The organism is Mycobacterium sp. IDUB_9, from assembly GCF_055419505.1.
The window spans coordinates 328,496-346,232 of the sequence record NZ_JBVAXU010000003.1; the positions used below are offsets into that span (position 1 = coordinate 328,496).

A 17,737-nucleotide genomic window follows, 5' to 3' on the forward strand; every position below is an offset into this window, starting at 1 on the left:
AACCAACTCGGTCTAGCTTGAGGTTAATTTGTTTGTCACACACAGACATTTCCCAGTAACAGCGGCGCTCTAACGTCCCGATTCGACACCACGCACCGTGTGTTCAAGCTCTTGCACGCCGCCGACCGTGATCGGCCGAGAAGCGCTGCAATCAAAGGGAAAGGTCGCCCATGCGAGATCCAGGACGTGCCCCGTTGCGCCGGTCGACGTTGGCTGCAGGGAGTTTGATTGCCGTCGCCGGTTTGTTACTGGCGGGCTGCGGCAGCCGGGCGAGCGACAGCGACACAGCAAACGCGGCATCCTGTGTGGACACATCCGGCCCGAATATCAAGGTCGGGTCGTTGAACTCGCTGTCGGGCACGATGGCCATTTCCGAGGTAACGGTGCGCGACTCGATCAAGCTCGCGGTCGAGGAGATCAACGCCAAGGGCGGCGTTCTGGGCAAACAGATCGAGCTGATCGGTGAAGACGGCGCTTCGGAGCCCACAGTGTTTGCCGAAAAGGCCGAGAAATTGATCAGCAGCGACTGTGTGGCGGCGGTGTTCGGCGGCTGGACGTCGTCGAGTCGCAAGGCAATGCTTCCGGTGTTCGAGAGCGCCAACGCGCTGCTGTACTACCCGGTGCAATACGAGGGCCTTGAGTCGAGCAAGAACATCTTCTACACCGGCGCCACCACCAATCAGCAGATCGTCCCGGCGCTGGACTACCTCAAGGAGAAGGGCGTCAAGTCGCTCTACCTCGTGGGCAGTGACTATGTGTTCCCCCAGACGGCCAACCGGATCATCAAGGCCTACGCCAAGGAGAACGGCATCGAGATCAAAGGCGAGGACTACACCCCGCTGGGCTCGACCGACTTCTCCACCATCGTCAACAAGGTCCGCAGTGCCGACGCCGACGCCGTGTTCAACACGCTCAACGGCGACTCGAATGTGGCGTTCTTCCGCGAATACAAGAACGTGGGGCTGACCCCGCAGGAGATGCCGGTGGTCTCGGTCTCGATCGCCGAGGAAGAAGTCGGCGGGATCGGTGTGCAGAACGTCACCGGCCAGCTGACCGCATGGAACTACTACCAGACGATCGACACCCCGGTGAACAACGCGTTCGTCCAGGCCTACAAGGACTTCGTCAAGGATCCCAAGAAACCGACCTCGGATCCCATGGAAGCCGCCTACGTCTCGGTCTACCTGTGGAAGAACACCGTCGAGAAGGCCAAGTCGTTCGATGTCGCGGCGATTCAGGAGAACGCGAACGGAGTCAGCTTCGACGCCCCTGAAGGCAAGGTCACGATCGACGGCGAGAACCACCACATCACCAAGACCGCACGGATCGGCGAGATCCGCCCTGACGGTCTGATTTACACGATCTGGGAGTCCAAGGGCCCGATCGATCCGGACCCGTACCTGAAGTCCTACCCGTGGGCTGCGGGGCTGTCCGGCTAGATGGATATCCTTATCGGCCAGCTGGCAACAGGATTGAGCCTCGGCTCAATCCTGTTGCTGGCCGCGCTCGGCCTGTCCCTGACCTTCGGCCAGATGGGCGTCATCAACATGGCGCACGGCGAGTTCATCATGGCCGGCTGCTACACCGCCTATGTGGTTCAGCAACTCATCACCAATGCAGGTGCCTCACTGCTGATCTCGCTCGTGGTCGGCTTCCTTGTCGGCGGTGCGATGGGCGCACTCCTCGAGGTGACGCTCATCCAGCGGATGTACGGCCGTCCGCTTGACACGCTACTCGTCACATTCGGTGTCGGCCTGATCCTGCAACAGGTGGCCCGCGACATCTTCGGTGCGCCTGCGGTCAATGTCGTTGCTCCGGAATGGCTCTCGGGTGGGGTCGAGATTCTCGGCGCCGTGGTGCCCAAGACCCGCATATTCATCCTGGTGCTGGCTGTCGTGTGCGTGGCGGTGCTGGCCACCGTGCTCAAGACCAGCCCGATGGGCCGGCGGATCCGGGCAGTGGTCCAGAACCGGGATCTGGCGGAGACCAGCGGCATCTCTTCGCGCAGAACCGATATCACCACCTTCTTCATCGGGTCCGGCCTGGCCGCGGTGGCCGGTGTGGCACTGACGCTGATCGGCTCCACCAGTCCGACCATCGGCCAGAGCTTCCTGATCGATGCGTTCCTGGTGGTCGTGGTCGGCGGTCTCGGTCAGATCAAGGGCACCGTGATCGCGGCGCTGACCCTGGGCTTCCTGAACTCGTTCATCGAGTACAGCACCACAGCGTCGCTGGCCAAGGTGATCGTGTTCGTCATCATCGTGATCTTCCTGCAGGTGCGCCCGCAGGGGCTGTTCACCGTTCGAACGAGGAGTCTGGTGTGACGAGATTCTTGGGACGTTGGCAAACCTGGGCAGGTTTCGCGCTCGCCGCGGTGGTGCTGTTCGGGGTGGCACCGGTGGCGCTGTCCGACTTCCGGCTCAGCCTGCTCGGCAAGTTCCTGTGCTTTGCCATCGTGGCGGTGGGTATCGGATTGGCTTGGGGCCGTGGCGGAATGCTGGTGCTTGGGCAGGGCGTGTTCTTCGGCCTCGGTGGCTACCTGATGGGTATGCACCTCAAGATCGCCGATGCCCAGATCCGTGGCCATGATGTGCCCGACTTCATGCAGATCGCCGGGGTGCGCCAACTGCCCGGCTACTGGGCACCGTTCGCCTCCCCGGCCTTCACACTGTTCGCGATCCTGGTGATCCCGGCGGGTATCGCGGCGCTGCTGGGATTCGGCGTGTTCAAAAGACGCGTCAAGGGCGCCTATTTCGCGATCCTGTCGCAGGCACTGGCTGCGGCACTGGCGATCCTGCTCGTCGGCCAGACGAGCCTCGGCGGAAGCAACGGGTTGACCAATTTCCGGACCTTCTTCGGGTTCAACCTCAATGACCCGGCCAACAAGCGGATGGTGTACTTCATCGCGGCAGCCACGCTGCTGATCGTGGTGGCCGTGGTCCGTCAACTGATGTACAGCCGCTACGGCGAGTTGCTGGTTGCCGTGCGTGACGGTGAGGAGCGCGTGCGGTTCCTGGGTTACGACCCGGCCAACATCAAGGTCGTGGCGTACACCCTGGCCGCATTGTTCGCCAGCATCGCCGGTGCCTTGTTCGTGCCGATCGTCGGATTCATCGCGCCATCGCAAGTCGGCATCGTGCCATCCATCGCGTTCCTGATCGGGGTCGCGATCGGCGGGCGCACGACACTGCTCGGCCCGGCCCTCGGCGCCATAGGCGTCGCTTGGGCGCAAACCCTGTTCTCCGAACGGTTTCCGTCCGGATGGATCTACGCCCAGGGCCTGCTCTTCATCGTCGTGGTCGGCTTCTTCCCCGCCGGCCTGGCCGGCCTCGGTGTGCTGTTCTCCCGGTGGCGGCGCAAGCGGTCTGCCGAAAACGATGCCGACGACTCCCACCCTGAGACGGCACCGGACACCGATTCCGATGCCGAGAAAGTAGGTGCCGCATCGTGACGGAAACCGAGCAGGCGGAATCCACACCGAAGCCGTTGGCCGGCGGCAACGCGGGCATGGGTGCCGAATACCTTGAAGTCCGGGGCCTCACGGTCGATTTCGATGGATTCAAGGCGGTCAGCGATGTTGATCTCACGCTGTTCCAGGGAGATCTGCGCTTCCTGATCGGACCCAACGGTGCGGGAAAGACGACCGTCATCGACGCCATCACCGGACTGGTGGGCGCCACCGGTTCGGTGAACAAGTCGGGGGTGGAACTGCTCGGCAAGAAGGTGCACCAGATCGCCCGGGCAGGTGTGGTCCGCACATTCCAGACCGCCAGCGTGTTCGAACAACTGACTGTGTTGCAGAACCTCGACATCGCCGCGGGTGCCGGTCGCTCCTCCTGGGCCCTGCTGCGCCGGCGGCGCGGCATCCTGCCCGCCATCGAAGAAGCCCTGGAAACCACCGGGCTGGTAGATCTCGCGGACCAGCCGGCCGGCGTCCTGGCTCACGGGCAGAAACAGTGGCTGGAGATCGGCATGCTGCTGGTGCAGAACGCCGATGTCCTACTGCTCGACGAGCCGGTGGCCGGGATGAGTCACGAGGAACGTGAGGAGACGGGAAACCTGTTGCGCCGCATCGGCGGAAAGCGCACCGTCGTCGTGGTCGAGCACGACATGGACTTCATGCGGGCATTCGCCACCTCGGTGACGGTGCTGGCCCGCGGCAAGGTGATCGCCGAGGGGTCAGTTGCCGAGGTACAGGCCAACCCGAAGGTCCAAGAGGTCTACCTCGGCACCGCCGCGGCCGGCGTGGAAGGAATCGCCTGATGCTCGAAATGCTTGATGTCCGGACCGGTTACGGTCGCTCCGAAGTGATCCACGGCGCCAGCATCGCAGTGCCGTCCGACGGTGTCGCGGCGGTGATGGGGCACAACGGCGCCGGTAAGACGACGCTGTTGAGGGCGGCTGTAGGACTACTCAAATGCACTGCGGGCAAAGTCCTTTTCGATGGCGAGGACATCACCAGATTGCGACCGAGCGCGCGCGTGGCCCGCGGCCTGGCGTACGTGCCCCAGGGACAGCAGTCGTTCGGCCAGCTGACCACCGCGGAAAACCTGCAGGTGGTCGCCGACGGCCGTCGAAACGGCAAGGCGCTGATCGACGAGCAACTGGACCTGTTCCCCGCGCTGAAGGAGCTGCTCAACCGGCGGGCCGGCCTCCTTTCGGGCGGACAGCGGCAGCAGCTCGCGATCGCCAGGGCGTTGATCACCACGCCCAAGTGCCTGATCCTCGACGAGCCGACAGAGGGGATCCAGCCGTCGGTGGTCGCCGAGATCGAAGCCGCGATCACCTCACTGACAGCAGGCGGCGATCTGGGCGTGTTGTTGGTGGAGCAGCACATCGGGTTCGCACTGGAATCCGCTCAGCGCTACTACATCCTGGAGTCCGGCCGCGTCACCTCCAGCGGCGCCGGTGGCTCGACTTCGGAGGCCGACGTCCGCGCCGCCATGGCCATCTGATCCCCCGTGACGGTCAGGCGAGGCGGGAAAGGACCTCGGCGACAACGGAATCGGCGGCGACATCGATCTGCTCGCCGGTCGAGAGATCCTTGAGGCCGACCGTGCCGGCTTCGATGTCGCGGTCGCCGGCCACCAGAGCGTATTTGGCTCCGGAGCGGTCGGCCGCCTTCATCGCGCCCTTGAGCCCGCGGTCACCGTAGGCGAGGTCGACGCGCACGCCGCCGGCCCGCAGCCGCGCGGCCAGCTTGGCGAGCTCGAGCTTGGCCGCATCGCCCAGCGGCACACCGAACACGTCGATGCCCCCCACCCCGGCCACCGTCTTGCCCTCGGCCTCCAGCGCCAACAGCGTGCGGTCGACACCGAGGCCGAAGCCGATCCCCGAGACGTCCTGACCACCGAGCTGACTCATCAGACCGTCATAACGGCCACCGCCGCCGATGCCGGACTGTGCGCCCAGTCCGTCGTGCACGAACTCGAAGGTGGTCTTGGTGTAGTAGTCCAGCCCGCGCACCATCCGCGGGTTGATCACATAAGGCACGCCGAGTGCGTCGAGGTGTGCCAGCACCACCTCGAAGTGGGCCTTGGCGCTGTCGGACAGATGGTCGAGCATCAGCGGGGCGCCGGCCGTCATCTCCCGTATGTGCGGCCGCTTGTCGTCGAGCACCCGCAGCGGGTTGATCTCGGCGCGTCGCCGAGTGTCTTCGTCGAGATCCAGCTTGAACAGGAATTCCTGCAGCAGCTCCCGGTACGCGGGCCGGCAGGAGTCATCGCCCAGCGAGGTGATCTCCAACCGGAACCCGTCCAGGCCCAACGACCGGAACCCGGCGTCGGCCACCGCGATCACCTCGGCGTCAAGTGCCGGGTCGTCGATCCCGATGGCCTCGACGCCGACCTGCTGAAGCTGACGGTAACGCCCGGCCTGGGGGCGTTCGTAGCGGAAGAACGGGCCGGCGTAGCAGAGCTTGACCGGCAGCGCGCCCCGGTCCAGCCGGTGCTGGATCACCGCGCGGATCACCCCTGCGGTGCCCTCGGGGCGCAGGGTCACCGAGCGGTCACCGCGGTCGGCGAACGTGTACATCTCCTTGGACACCACGTCGGTGGACTCGCCCACACCGCGGGCGAACAGCGCGGTGTCCTCGAAGATCGGCAGCTCGATGTCGCCGTAGCCGGCGCGACGCGCCGAGGCCAACAGACCGTCTCGCACCGCCACGAACTGTGCCGACTCGGGCGGAAGATAGTCGGGCACGCCCTTGGGCGCCTGGAATGCAGAAGTCACAGAGTCAAACCTTCGAGAAACGGGTTGGTACGGCGTTCTTGCCCGATGGTCGTGCGCGGGCCGTGCCCTGGTAATACCACGGTGTCGTCGTCGAGTACCAACAGCTTTGTCACGATCGACTCGAGAAGGTCACGTCCGCTGCCACCGGGCAGGTCGGTGCGACCCACCGAGGACCGGAACAGCGTATCGCCCGTGAACACGGTCTGGGCGTCCGATGCTTTCTCCGGCCCGCCCGAGACCCGGAACACCACCGATCCCCTGGTGTGGCCCGGCGTGTGGTCGACGGTGACCGAGACGCCGCCGAGATCGAGTACCTGGCCGTCGCGGTCCAGCTCGACAACCTGTCTGGGCTCGGAGAACAGCACACCGAACGCCAGTTGGGCGAGGCGCGGCCCGAATCCCTTGATCGGATCGGTCAGCATGAAGCGGTCTTCGGGGTGGATGTAGGCGTGGCAGCCATAGGTGTCGGCGACCTTCTGGGCCGACCAGATGTGATCGATGTGACCGTGGGTCAGCAGGACCGCCGCCGGGGTCAGGCGGTTTTCGTCGAGAATCCGGCGCAGCCGGTCCATCGCCCGCTGACCCGGATCGACGACGATCGCGTCGGCTCCTGGTCGCTCGGCCAGGACGTAGCAGTTGCACGCCAGCATCCCGGCCGGAAATCCGGTAATGAACACGGCCCCAGTTTCCCACGTGGCCACTTCCCCGATGTGCCGCGACCTTGCGGTTCCCGCGGGTCGCAGAACCGGCATCCAGATTCGCCTGGCAGACTCGTGGCCAACCTCACCCGCCTACAAGGAGGACTGCCGCGGTGCCGACCAACGAACAACGGCGTGCGACGGCCAAGCGCAAGCTGGAGCGCCAGCTGGAACGTCGCGCCGCCCAGGAACGCAAACGACGCATCCTGACCATCACGGGGACCGCGGTCGCGGCCCTCGTCGTCGTCGGGGCCGTCGTGGCCACGTTCGTCTTCACCAGCAAGGACTCGGGCAGTACCACCGCCTCGGCGTCCACCACCACCGCAACGTCGGGCACGCCTGCCCAGCCTGCCGCCGAAGGTCAGCTGCCGGCCTTCGCCGCACCCGCCGACCTGGGCGCCAACTGCCAGTACCCGGCCGCCGCGGCTGCCAGCAAGTCGGCCACCCCGCCGCGCACCGGAAAGGTCCCCACCGATCCGGCCACGGTCAGCGTCAGCATGGTCACCACCCAGGGCAATATCGGGCTCCAGCTCGACAACGGCAAGGCACCGTGCACGGTCAACAGCTTCGCGAGCCTGGCCGGGCAGAATTACTTCAACGACACCCCGTGCCACCGGCTGACCACCAGCGGTATCTCCGTGCTGCAGTGCGGTGACCCGACCGGCCAGGGCACCGGTGGCCCCGGCTACCAGTTCGCCAACGAGTACCCCACCAACCAGTTCCAGCCGGACGACCCGGCGCTGCAGAAGCCGGTCGTGTATCCGCGCGGAACGGTGGCGATGGCCAACGCCGGGCCCAACACCAACGGCAGCCAGTTCTTCCTGGTGTACCAGGACTCCCAACTGCCCCCGAACTACACGGTGTTCGGCAAGATCGATGACACCGGCCTGGCCACCCTCGACAAGATCGCCGCGGCCGGTGTAGCCGGAGGCGGAGCCGACGGTAAGCCGACGCTCGATGTTCAGCTGAAGTCTGTGGCTCTGGATTAGTCCCCCATTGACTGTCCCGCCACCCTACGGCGGTTACCAGCCGGAGCATCCCAGTTACCCGTCGGAATACCCGGTGGGATATCCGGCCGGGTATCCCCCGCCTGCCCACACCAACAGCATGGCGGTCGCCGCACTGGTGTGCTCGGTCGTGTTCGCGCCACTGGGCATCGTGTTCGGGCACATCTCGCTGTCGCAGCTCAAACGCAGCGGTGAGCAGGGTCGCGGCCTCGCGATCACGGGCCTCGTCATCGGGTACGTGATGACGGCACTGGCCCTCGTGGCGGTCGTGCTGACGGTGGTCTTCGCCGTCATCGTCGTCAAGGCCGCGGAGAACATGCCGCGCCAGGACCGCTACACGGCCTCCCCGGGTACCGGCCAGGAACTCCCCGAATTCGCACCGCCACAGAACCTCGGCGCCAACTGCCAGTACCCGGCCACCACCGAACCTGCCACCAAGAGGGCCACCCCGCCGCGCACCGGCACGGTGTCGACCGAACCTGCCACGGTGCCCGCAGGCATCGTCACCGACCGCGGCAGCATCGGCCTCAAGCTCGCCAACGGCAAGGCGCCGTGCACGGTGAACAACTTCGCGAGCCTGGCCGGGCAGGGATTCTTCGACGGCACCCAGTGCCACCGGCTGACAACCGGCGACCTCGCGACACTGCAGTGCGGCGACCCGTCGGCCAGTGGAACCGGCGGGCCCGGCTACCGGTTCCCCAACGAGTATCCGACCAACCAGTACCGGCTCTCCGACCCAGCCGTGCAGCGGCCGGTGATCTACCCGCGTGGCACCGTCGCGATGGCCAACGCCGGCCCGGGCACCAACGGCAGCCAGTTCTTCCTCGTATACGAGGATTCGTTCCTGCCGCCGACGTACACGGTGTTCGGCACCGTCGACCAGACCGGACTGGCCACACTCGACGCGATCGCCGCGGGCGGGGTTGCCGACGGCAGCGACGACGGCAGGCCCGCCGCGCCGGTGACGATCACATCGGCGAGCGTGGACTGACCCGGGCGAGGAGATTGCGGTGTCCTATCCAGTTCCATCCCAGTTCCCACCACCACCGCAGCCCAACGGCACCACCGCGTTGACCCGCACGCTCGGGGTGCTGTTCCTGGCGGTACTGATGTGCGGCTACGCGACAGCGGTGTTTCTGACGCGGCACATCTGGGAGAACCGCGAAGCCACCCGGATGACGTATTCGACCGAGACGGCAGACGGCTCGCCATCGTCACCTGACGCCGTGGCGAGAGCGCGGGCGGTCGTCGAGAAGCGCCTCTACGAGATCGGGTTCTCCGGATCCGAAGTGGGTGTCGACGGAGACACCCTGGTGGTGACGGTCCCGAGTCGCGACCCCGACGCGCTCCGGGACATCGCCATGCCGGGACGGCTGACGATCCGTCCGGTGGTCCACGCGATGGCCGCCAAGACCGGATCCTCGTCACCCCCGGCGACACCCGCCCCCGGCGTTCCGAAACCCGCTCAGGCACAACGGATTTCCGACGAGAAGGAACTCCGGCAGAGCACCAACCCGTCGATCCAGATCCTGGCGCTGCAGTACCAGGCCAGCCGCTGCGGCGATGACGACGACGTGCTCGCCGGCCACGACGACCCCAACCTGCCGCTGATCACCTGCTCCACCGACGGGGAAACCGTCTACCTGCTCGGCAAATCCGTGATGACCGGCGCGGAGATCAGCGACGCCGATTCGGGCTACCGCAGAGACGCGGGACAGTACGCCGTCGATGTGGCGCTCAGCGGCGCCGGAACGAAGACGTGGGCCGACTTCACCTCCGCCAACATCGGCACCCAGACCGCATTTACCCTGGACACTCGAGTGGTCAGCGCACCAGAGATCCGTGAAGCCATCGCCGGCGGCCGGGTTCAGATCACGGGTAACTTCACCGCCGATTCGGCGCGCGAACTGGCCGGCGTCCTGAAATCGGGCTCGTTGCCGTTCTCGTTGTCGCTGGAAACCTCCCAGGACGCGACGCTGCCGGCGGCGGCGATCGCCAAGATGCTGCGCGTGCTCATCATCGTGGTCGGGATGGGCGTCCTGGCGATCACCGTGGCCGGGGTGGTCTACCTGGCACGGCGGCGCGATCAGGCCGCACTGGTGATGCGGTAGACGTCGTAGACGCCTTCCACATTGCGCACCACGCTCAGCAGGTGGCCGAGGTGCTTGGGATCGCCCATCTCGAAGGTGAACCGGCTGATCGCCACCCGGTCGTTGGAGGTGGTCACCGATGCCGAGAGGATGTTGACCTTCTCGTCGGCCAGCACCCGCGTCACGTCGGACAGCAGACGGTGCCGGTCCAGCGCCTCGACCTGGATGGCCACCAGGAACACCGACGACGGCGACGGCGCCCAGTTCACCTCGATGATGCGCTCCGACTGTTGTTGCAGCGAAGCCGCATTCGTACAGTCGGTGCGGTGCACGCTGACGCCGCCACCGCGGGTCACGAAGCCCATGATGGTGTCGCCCGGCACCGGGGTACAACACTTGGCGAGCTTGGTCAGAGTTCCGGGTGCTCCCGGCACCGCGACGCCGGTGTCGTCGGTGCTGCGCTGACGCACCGGCATGGTCAAAGGTGTGGAACGCTCGGCGAGTTCGTCCTCGGCCGCGTCGTCGCCGCCGAACTGGGCAAGCAGACGCTGCACGAGGTGGCGCGCCGAGACGTGGCCCTCACCGACCGCGGTGTAGAGGGCGGAGACGTCGGTGTAGCGCAGTTCGCGGGCCAGCGCGCCCATGGAATCGGCATTGATCAAGCGCTGCAACGGAAGTCCGCCCCGGCGGACTTCCCGCGCGATGGCGTCCTTACCGGACTCCAAGGCTTCTTCGCGGCGTTCCTTGGCGAACCACTGCCGGATCTTGGCCTTGGCCCGCGGCGACACCACGAACGTCTGCCAGTCGCGTGACGGTCCGGCGTTGGGGGCCTTTGAGGTGAACACCTCGACGACTTCGCCGTTCTCCAGCTTGCGCTCCAGCGCGACGAGCCTGCCGTTGACCCGGGCCCCGATACAGCGGTGCCCCACCTCGGTGTGCACTGCATAGGCGAAGTCGACCGGCGTCGACCCGGTCGGCAGGTTGATCACGTCGCCCTTGGGGGTGAAGACGAAGATCTCCTTGACCGCAAGGTCGTAACGCAGGGACTCCAGGAACTCGCCGGGGTCCGCAGCCTCCCGCTGCCAGTCGAGCAACTGGCGCATCCAGGCCATGTCGTCGATCTCGGTGGCGGCGTGGCTGTGCGGAACTCCGTTGCGGCCCTTGGCTTCTTTGTAACGCCAGTGCGCCGCGATACCGTATTCAGCGGTGCGGTGCATGTCGCGGGTGCGGATCTGCACCTCCAGCGGCTTGCCCTCTGGCCCCACCACCGTGGTGTGCAGCGACTGGTAGACGCCGTAGCGAGGCTGGGCGATGTAATCCTTGAACCGGCCCGCCATCGGTTGCCACAGCGAGTGCACGACGCCGACAGCCGCGTAGCAGTCCCGGATCTCGTCGCACAGGATCCGCACGCCGACCAGGTCGTGGATATCGTCGAAGTCGCGGCCCTTGACGATCATTTTCTGGTAGATCGACCAGTAATGCTTGGGCCGGCCCTCGACCACCGCGTTGATCTTCATCGCGCTCAGTGCCACGCCGATCTCGGCGCGCACCTTGGCCAGGTACGTGTCACGCGACGGCGCCCGGTCGGCGACCAGTCGCACGATCTCCTCGTACTTCTTCGGATGCAGGATCGCGAACGACAGGTCCTCAAGCTCCCACTTGACCGTCGCCATGCCGAGTCGATGGGCAAGCGGCGCAATCACTTCCAGTGTCTCGCGGGCCTTGCGGGCCTGCTTCTCCGGTGGCAGGAACCGCATGGTGCGCATGTTGTGCAGCCGGTCGGCCACCTTGATCACCAGCACCCGCGGGTCGCGGGCCATCGCGATGATCATCTTGCGGATCGTCTCGCCCTCGGCGGCCGAGCCGAGCACCACCTTGTCCAGCTTGGTGACCCCGTCGACCAGGTGACCCACCTCGGCCCCGAACTCGGCGGTCAACGCCTCCAAGGTGTATCCGGTGTCCTCCACCGTGTCGTGCAGCAGGGCAGCCACCAGCGTGGTGGTGTCCATGCCGAGCTCGGCCAGGATGTTGGCCACCGCCAGCGGATGGGTGATGTAGGGATCACCCGATTTGCGCAATTGGTCGGCGTGGCGCTGGTCGGCCACGTCGTAGGCCCGCTGCAGCAACTGCAGGTCAGCCTTGGGGTAGATCTCGCGGTGTACCGCGACAAGCGGTTCCAGGACCGGGTTGACCGCACTGCGCTGCGCGGTCATCCGGCGGGCCAGGCGCGCGCGCACCCGACGGGAAGCACTGGACTTGGTCGTATCGGGGACTTGAGCGGGGTCGGATCCGGTGGCTCCGGGCAGCGCCGGGGGCAACTGGGCCGTCTGGCTCGTGCCCGGGTCCGTAACCGGTTCGCTGGCCATCCTCACCTCCCGCTGTTGACCTGAGATATCGAGGATATCCCTCACACGGTGTGCAGGCTGCTGACCCTCAGCGGTGCCACCACGTCCCGGCCGCCCAGGGCCGTCAATTCCAGCACCACGGCGGCACTCAGTACGTTGGCACCGCCGGCCTCGAGCAGCCGTGTCGCTGCTGCCAGTGTCCCGCCGGTGGCCAGGACATCGTCGATGATCACGATGTTGCGACCGGTGATGTCAATCCCGTCGGCGGGGATCTCCAGCGTCGCGCTGCCGTACTCGAGCTGATAGGTCACGCTGTGCACCGGAGGCGGAAGTTTCCCGCCCTTGCGTACGGCCAGGACGCCGGTACCGAGTCGGGTCGCAACGGCGGCACCCAGCAGGAAACCGCGCGCGTCGAGGCCTGCGACCAGATCGGCGTCGGCCGCGGTGGCGGCCAATGCGTCGGTCACCGCGCTCAGGCCCTCGGCGTCGGCCAGCAACGGGGTGAGGTCTTTGAACTGCACGCCGGGCTCGGGAAAGTCGGGGACCTCCCTGATCAGTTTCTCGACCAGCCGGGAAACATCCCGGCTCACGTGGACAACTTCCAGCGGTCCATGTTCCATCCCGCGCCCCACCGCGTCGGATTGCTGCTCACGGCATACATCTTGTTCGATGTCAGCACGGTGCGCTGCTGGCGATACAGCGGCAGGGTCGGCATGTCGTTCCACAGGATCGGCGCGCCCTCCCCCGCCAATCGGGCGAGTTCCTTCGGATCGTTCGTGACGGCCTGCGCATCGATGATGCCGTCGATCCGCTCGTTGAAATACGCGGGCAGGTTGTTGCCGTTACCGGAGTGGAAGGCGTAGGCATCGATCGCCGAAGAACCCGAGGAACCGCTGCCCGCCGCGCCGCCGGTGCCCGCCAGCAATCCGTCGATCTCGTTGTTGCGCAAGGCCACCGGCCCGGCCGTCGCTGATCCGGCGTCCTGGACGGTGATGCCCGCGGCGGCGCACGATTTCGCGATGGCGCCGACGGTCGCGGCCAGTCTGGCGTTGGGCGTCTGGTACCCGATGCGTACGGTCAACGGCTTGTTGTTCAGGGCGGCGCGGGCCGCGCCAGGGTTGGCCACAGCGTATTGCGCGGCCTCGCCGACATTCTCGGCCGCGCTGAACGCGTCGTCGCTGACCGGGCTGAGCCGCGAGTTGACGATCGGCGTCGCGGCGTTACGGGCGATCACGTCACGCGGGGTGCACAGCGCGACGGCCCGCCGGGCCGGTGGGGCGGCCAGCGGACCACCCGGCGCGAAGATCAACTGCTCGATACCGGCGGACGGGCTTTCGGTGCTGACGTAGTCGTCGGGCAGGTTGAGCAGGCCCGAGGATCCGGACTCGATGTCGACGACGTCGAAGGAGCCCTGGTTGACCCGCTCCTGGATGTCGGCCCCGCGTGGCCATACCGCGATCCGGTTGGTGACGGGCGGGGTGCCCCACCACTTGTCGTTGGCGACCAGGACCACCACGCCGTCCTTGGACACCGAGTCGATCCGGTAGGGCCCCGACGACGGGAACCGCTTGAGGTCGAGGTCCGGCTTGAGATCCCAGATGGTGTTCCACGCCTTGGCGATGCGGTCGATGGTCGGCTGGTCGCCGTTCTGCAGCGCGGTCGCCACACCTCCGTCGCCAAGGTCGAGTTCGTCGGCGAGCACGTGCGCGGGCATCAGCGCGGTGGCCGCGAACAGCTGGCCGTAGTCGAGGAATCCGCGGTCCTGGGCGAAGGACACCCGGGCCCGCTTCTGGCCGGGTGCGCAGTCCACCGAGGCGATGTCGCGGTAGCCCGCTTGGCTGGCGGCATCGAACACGGGGAACCGGCCGGACTGAGCGCCCCAGGTCAACACCAGATCGTCACAGGTGACGGGCTTGCCGTCGGAGTAGACGGCCTTGTCGCTGATCACGTAGTCGAGCACCAACGGGGCGCGGCCCACCACCGACACCGAACCGAAGTCGTTGTCGGCGACCACCTGGCCTTCGGGACCGTGATAGGCGAACCCGGTCAGTGCCCGGGCGAACGCCTGGGGTCCGGCGGACGCGGCTCCGGCCACCGTGTTGGTGTTGTAGGTGGTCAGTGTGCCGTCCACGGCGTAGTCGATCTCGTCAGCCGAGCCGCCCGAGCATGCCGCCAGTCCTATCCCGGCGACCATGGACACCGCGACCACCGTCGCCGTTGTCCGGCCCCGGGCCATGGCCCGCCACTGCACCATCGACGTTTACCGCCGGGTGTTCCGCTTGCCCGACGGACGTCCGGTCCGCGGTCCCGGACGCGCGCCCGGGGCCGGCTTGGCCGGGGCCGGCTCGGCAGCGACCGACACCGACACCGTCTCGCCGGCGGTCTCTTCCGCCTCGGTGGCATCGGAGACGTCCTTGGCCGGCGCCGGTTTGGCGCCCTTCTCCCGGCGGTTGAGAACCCGCTTGGTGTGCTTGCGGACCAACTCGGTGCGCTCGCGCAACGTGACGAGCAGCGGCGTGGCGAAGTAGATCGACGAGTACGTACCCACGATGACGCCGACCAGCTGGACCAGAGCCAGGTCCATCAGGGTTCCGACGCCCAGGAGCCACACCGCCACGACCATCAGCGCCACGATCGGCAGAACCGAGATCAAGCTGGTGTTGATCGAACGCATGAACGTCTGATTGACGGCAAGGTTGGCCTGTTCGGCGAACGTTCGGCGAGTGGTGTGCTCGAAGCCGTGGGTGTTCTCCTCGACCTTGTCGAACACGATCACCGTGTCGTAGAGCGAGAAGCCCAGAATCGTGAGCAGGCCGATCACGGTGGCCGGGCTGACCTCGAATCCGACCAGCGAATACACGCCGGCGGTCACGACGAGGTCGAAGACCAGGGTGGCCATCGCGGCCATCGCCATGTAGCGCTCATAGCGCCAGGCGATGTAGATCGAGGCCAGCACGATGAACACCACGAGCGCGATCAGTGCCTTGTCGGTGATCTGGCCGCCCCAGGTCTCCGACACTTTCGAGTCGCTGATTGCCTGCTTACTGGGCTGGCCGTCGCTGCCCTTGGGGTGGAACTCGTCGAACAGCGCGGTCCGCAGCTGCTCGATCTCGGGTTCGGACAACGTCTCCGAACGGATCTGGACCGTGGCCGAGGCGCCGCTGCCGACCAACACGACCGACTCGGGCGTCCGGTTCAGGGTCTTGTTGTAGACGTCCTCGACCTGTTGGACCGAGACGATCCCCCCGGAACCGGCCGACGGCATCGACACCTTCGTGCCGCCCTCGAAGTCGATCCCGAACGTGAACCCACGCAGCACCATACTGGCGATGCAGATCGCGACCATGATGCCGCTGACCGCGTACCAGAGCTTGCGACGGCCGATCACCTCGAAGGCGCCGGTTCCGGTGTAGAGCCGGACGAAGAACCCGTGCTTGGGCATTGCCGCAGAAGTGGATTCGATGCTCGGCGTCTCCACCGAGGTGTCCTTCACGTCCTCGACGGTGGTGTCGTCTTTATCTGCCATGTGCTTATCCCCGTCCCGCGGTCGCATGCGAAGCCTCACGGCGTTCCCGCGCGATCTGCTGCACCGCGCCGAGACCGTTGAGGGCAGGTTTTGCCATCGTCGGGGACTTGGACGCCAGGTACACCAACGGCCAGGTCACCAGGAACACCACCACGATGTCCAGGATCGTGGTCAACCCCAATGTGAACGCGAAGCCCTTGACCTGACCGATCGCCAGGAAGTACAGCACCGCGGCGGCCAGGAAGGTCACTGCGTTGCCGGACACGATCGTCTTGCGGGCGCGCGCCCAGCCTCGGGGCACCGCCGACCGGAAGGACCGGCCCTCGCGGATCTCGTCCTTTATTCGCTCGAAGAACACCACGAAGGAGTCCGCGGTGGTGCCGATACCGATGATCAGACCGGCAATACCGGCCAGGTCCAGCGTGTAGCCGATGTATCTGCCGAGCAGCACGAGGATCGCGAAAACCATTGCGCCGGCAGCGACCAACGACAGGGCCACCAACAGACCCAGTACCCGGTAGTACAGCAACGAGTACAGCAGCACCGCCGCCAGGCCGACCGCGCCTGCGATCAGACCAGCCCGCATCGAGGACAGGCCCAGGGTCGCCGAGACGGTCTCGGCTTCAGACGACTCGAACGACAGCGGCAGTGACCCGTACTTGAGCACGTTGGCCAGTTCCTTGGCCGTGTCCGAGTTGAACTGGCCGGTGATCTGAGTGTTGCCACCGGGAATGGCTTCCCGGATCTCAGGGGCGCTGACCACCTGCGAGTCGAGGGTGAACGCTGTCTGCGTGCCCACGTTGGCCGCGGTGAAGTCGGCCCAGGTCTTGGCTCCGCCACTCTTGAAGGTCACGTCGACGACGTACTGGCCCTGCTGCTGGTTCAGGCCCGAGGTGGCGTTCTCGATCTCCTCACCGCTCATGATCGAGGGGCTCAGCAGGTACACCGTCTGGCCGTCGGTGGAGCAGGTCACGAGTGGCAACTTCGGATCGTCGTTGCCGGCCAGCACGTCGTCCTTGTCGCAGTTCTGGGCTCGCTCCATGATCGCCTGGATCTGCATCATCGGGTTGGTGCTCTGGCGAATCGTTTTCGCCAGCGTGATCAACGCGGCCCGAGTCTGCGCCTCGCTGACTTCTGTGGGCGCACCTTGCGCCGGAGGCTGCGGGGCTGGTTGTGGCGCCGGCTCACCGGGTCCCGGTGCCGGTGCGGGCGCCGGTGCAGGGGCGGGTTCCCCTGGCGTCGGTGCCGGATCCAGCGGGTACGGCCGCGGCTGCGGCGCCGGCTCAGGTGCACTCACCGGCGGCGCTGCGGGCGCCTCGGCAGGCGCACCCGGTGCCTGACCCGGAACCGCGCCAGGCGAGCCGGGCACCGCTCCCGGTGCGCCCGGTGCGCCCGGTGCACCTGGTGCCCCGCCTTGTGCGAGTTGCTTGAGCTGTGCGACCGGCACGGCGCGGGCGACCGGCCGGATGTACAGGCGGGCGGTCTGGCCCAGGTTGCGGGCCTCGCTGCTGTCATTGCCGGGAACGGTGATCACCAGGTTGTCGCCGTCGATGACGACCTCGGAGCCCGAGACGCCGAGACCGTCGACGCGGGCACTGATGATCTGCTGGGCCTGGTTGAGTGCGTCTCTGGTCGGCGTCGAGCCGTCCGGGGTGCGCGCTGTCAGCGTCACCCGCGTACCGCCCTGCAGGTCAATGCCGAGTTTCGGCTTGGCCTGCTTGTCGCCGGTGAGGAACACCAGCAGATAAACGCCGATCAGAAGGACCAGGAAAAGCGTCAGGTAGCGCGCAGGATGCACCGGCGCCGAAGACGATGCCACGTTTCTAGGGTCTCCTCGAGA

15 protein-coding genes are annotated in these 17,737 nt (G+C 66.4%); 8 read left to right on the top strand and 7 right to left on the bottom strand.

Going from position 1 to position 17,737, the window contains the following annotated elements; all coding sequences use genetic code 11:
• Positions 1-170 precede the first annotated feature (170 nt).
• The 5 genes from urtA to urtE are packed head-to-tail and all read left to right on the top strand — an operon-like array spanning position 171 to position 4,955.
• The gene (gene urtA / locus ACZY08_RS15930) at positions 171-1,439 is read left to right on the top strand and encodes an urea ABC transporter substrate-binding protein (protein WP_463745696.1); all 1,269 of its coding nucleotides are present in this window, start codon (positions 171-173) and stop codon (positions 1,437-1,439) included.
• Positions 1,440-2,324, top strand: a complete 885-nt coding sequence (gene urtB / locus ACZY08_RS15935; protein ID WP_463745695.1) for an urea ABC transporter permease subunit UrtB — start codon at positions 1,440-1,442, stop codon at positions 2,322-2,324.
• Positions 2,321-3,451 carry an urea ABC transporter permease subunit UrtC gene (urtC, locus tag ACZY08_RS15940; RefSeq protein ID WP_463745694.1) on the top strand — a complete coding sequence of 377 codons (1,131 nt, stop codon included), beginning with the start codon at positions 2,321-2,323 and terminating at the stop codon, positions 3,449-3,451. Before urtB ends, urtC begins: the two co-directional genes overlap by 4 nt.
• Positions 3,452-3,507: 56 nt before the next feature.
• Complete coding sequence (gene urtD, locus ACZY08_RS15945) at positions 3,508-4,263, top strand: urea ABC transporter ATP-binding protein UrtD (protein ID WP_463745979.1); 756 nt, start codon at positions 3,508-3,510, stop codon at positions 4,261-4,263.
• Positions 4,263-4,955, top strand: a complete 693-nt coding sequence (gene urtE, locus ACZY08_RS15950; protein ID WP_463745693.1) for an urea ABC transporter ATP-binding subunit UrtE — start codon at positions 4,263-4,265, stop codon at positions 4,953-4,955. The genes urtD and urtE overlap by 1 nt, the downstream gene beginning before the upstream one ends.
• Before the next feature lie 13 nt (positions 4,956-4,968).
• Here the strand turns inward: urtE and hisS are convergent, their stop codons facing one another.
• The gene (gene hisS / locus ACZY08_RS15955; protein ID WP_463745692.1) at positions 4,969-6,231 is read right to left on the bottom strand and encodes a histidine--tRNA ligase; all 1,263 of its coding nucleotides are present in this window, start codon (positions 6,229-6,231) and stop codon (positions 4,969-4,971) included.
• Positions 6,228-6,908, bottom strand: coding sequence for an MBL fold metallo-hydrolase (locus ACZY08_RS15960; RefSeq protein ID WP_463745691.1), 681 nt, complete (start codon positions 6,906-6,908; stop codon positions 6,228-6,230). The genes hisS and ACZY08_RS15960 overlap by 4 nt, the downstream gene beginning before the upstream one ends.
• Before the next feature lie 134 nt (positions 6,909-7,042).
• On the opposite strand from ACZY08_RS15960, the gene ACZY08_RS15965 reads away from it, so the two are divergent.
• Genes ACZY08_RS15965 through ACZY08_RS15975 form a run of 3 tightly spaced genes read left to right on the top strand, consistent with a single transcriptional unit; the run spans position 7,043 to position 10,047 of the window.
• Positions 7,043-7,918: a peptidylprolyl isomerase gene (locus ACZY08_RS15965; RefSeq protein WP_463745690.1), complete on the top strand. Its 876-nt coding sequence runs from the start codon at positions 7,043-7,045 to the stop codon at positions 7,916-7,918.
• A gap of 7 nt (positions 7,919-7,925) precedes the next feature.
• The gene (locus ACZY08_RS15970; protein ID WP_463745689.1) at positions 7,926-8,927 is read left to right on the top strand and encodes a peptidylprolyl isomerase; all 1,002 of its coding nucleotides are present in this window, start codon (positions 7,926-7,928) and stop codon (positions 8,925-8,927) included.
• A gap of 19 nt (positions 8,928-8,946) precedes the next feature.
• On the top strand, positions 8,947-10,047 hold the full coding sequence (locus ACZY08_RS15975) for a preprotein translocase subunit SecD (RefSeq protein ID WP_463745688.1): 1,101 nt from the start codon (positions 8,947-8,949) through the stop codon (positions 10,045-10,047).
• Here ACZY08_RS15975 and ACZY08_RS15980 read toward each other — a convergent pair.
• Genes ACZY08_RS15980 through secD form a run of 5 tightly spaced genes read right to left on the bottom strand, consistent with a single transcriptional unit; the run spans position 10,023 to position 17,716 of the window.
• Positions 10,023-12,392 (bottom strand): RelA/SpoT family protein, encoded by a 2,370-nt coding sequence (locus tag ACZY08_RS15980; RefSeq protein WP_463745687.1) that lies wholly within the window; start codon positions 12,390-12,392, stop codon positions 10,023-10,025. The two genes, ACZY08_RS15975 and ACZY08_RS15980, sit on opposite strands and share 25 nt — an antisense overlap.
• A 41-nt stretch (positions 12,393-12,433) precedes the next feature.
• Positions 12,434-12,991: an adenine phosphoribosyltransferase gene (locus tag ACZY08_RS15985; protein WP_463745686.1), complete on the bottom strand. Its 558-nt coding sequence runs from the start codon at positions 12,989-12,991 to the stop codon at positions 12,434-12,436.
• Positions 12,958-14,625 (bottom strand): ABC transporter substrate-binding protein, encoded by a 1,668-nt coding sequence (locus tag ACZY08_RS15990; protein WP_463745685.1) that lies wholly within the window; start codon positions 14,623-14,625, stop codon positions 12,958-12,960. The genes ACZY08_RS15985 and ACZY08_RS15990 overlap by 34 nt, the downstream gene beginning before the upstream one ends.
• 6 nt (positions 14,626-14,631) lie before the next feature.
• Positions 14,632-15,897, bottom strand: coding sequence for a protein translocase subunit SecF (gene secF, locus ACZY08_RS15995; protein WP_463745684.1), 1,266 nt, complete (start codon positions 15,895-15,897; stop codon positions 14,632-14,634).
• A gap of 4 nt (positions 15,898-15,901) precedes the next feature.
• The gene (gene secD, locus ACZY08_RS16000) at positions 15,902-17,716 is read right to left on the bottom strand and encodes a protein translocase subunit SecD (RefSeq protein ID WP_463745683.1); all 1,815 of its coding nucleotides are present in this window, start codon (positions 17,714-17,716) and stop codon (positions 15,902-15,904) included.
• Between the last annotated feature and the right edge of the window lie 21 nt (positions 17,717-17,737).

Coding starts and splice junctions, on each gene's coding strand:
- urtA (WP_463745696.1), top strand. CDS start 171: ATGCGAGATCCAGGACGTGCCCCGTTGCGCCGGTCGACGTTGGCTGCA.
- urtB (WP_463745695.1), top strand. CDS start 1,440: ATGGATATCCTTATCGGCCAGCTGGCAACAGGATTGAGCCTCGGCTCA.
- urtD (WP_463745979.1), top strand. CDS start 3,508: ATGGGTGCCGAATACCTTGAAGTCCGGGGCCTCACGGTCGATTTCGAT.
- urtE (WP_463745693.1), top strand. CDS start 4,263: ATGCTCGAAATGCTTGATGTCCGGACCGGTTACGGTCGCTCCGAAGTG.
- ACZY08_RS15980 (WP_463745687.1), bottom strand. CDS start 12,392: ATGGCCAGCGAACCGGTTACGGACCCGGGCACGAGCCAGACGGCCCAG.
- ACZY08_RS15985 (WP_463745686.1), bottom strand. CDS start 12,991: ATGGAACATGGACCGCTGGAAGTTGTCCACGTGAGCCGGGATGTTTCC.
- ACZY08_RS15990 (WP_463745685.1), bottom strand. CDS start 14,625: ATGGTGCAGTGGCGGGCCATGGCCCGGGGCCGGACAACGGCGACGGTG.
- secF (WP_463745684.1), bottom strand. CDS start 15,897: ATGGCAGATAAAGACGACACCACCGTCGAGGACGTGAAGGACACCTCG.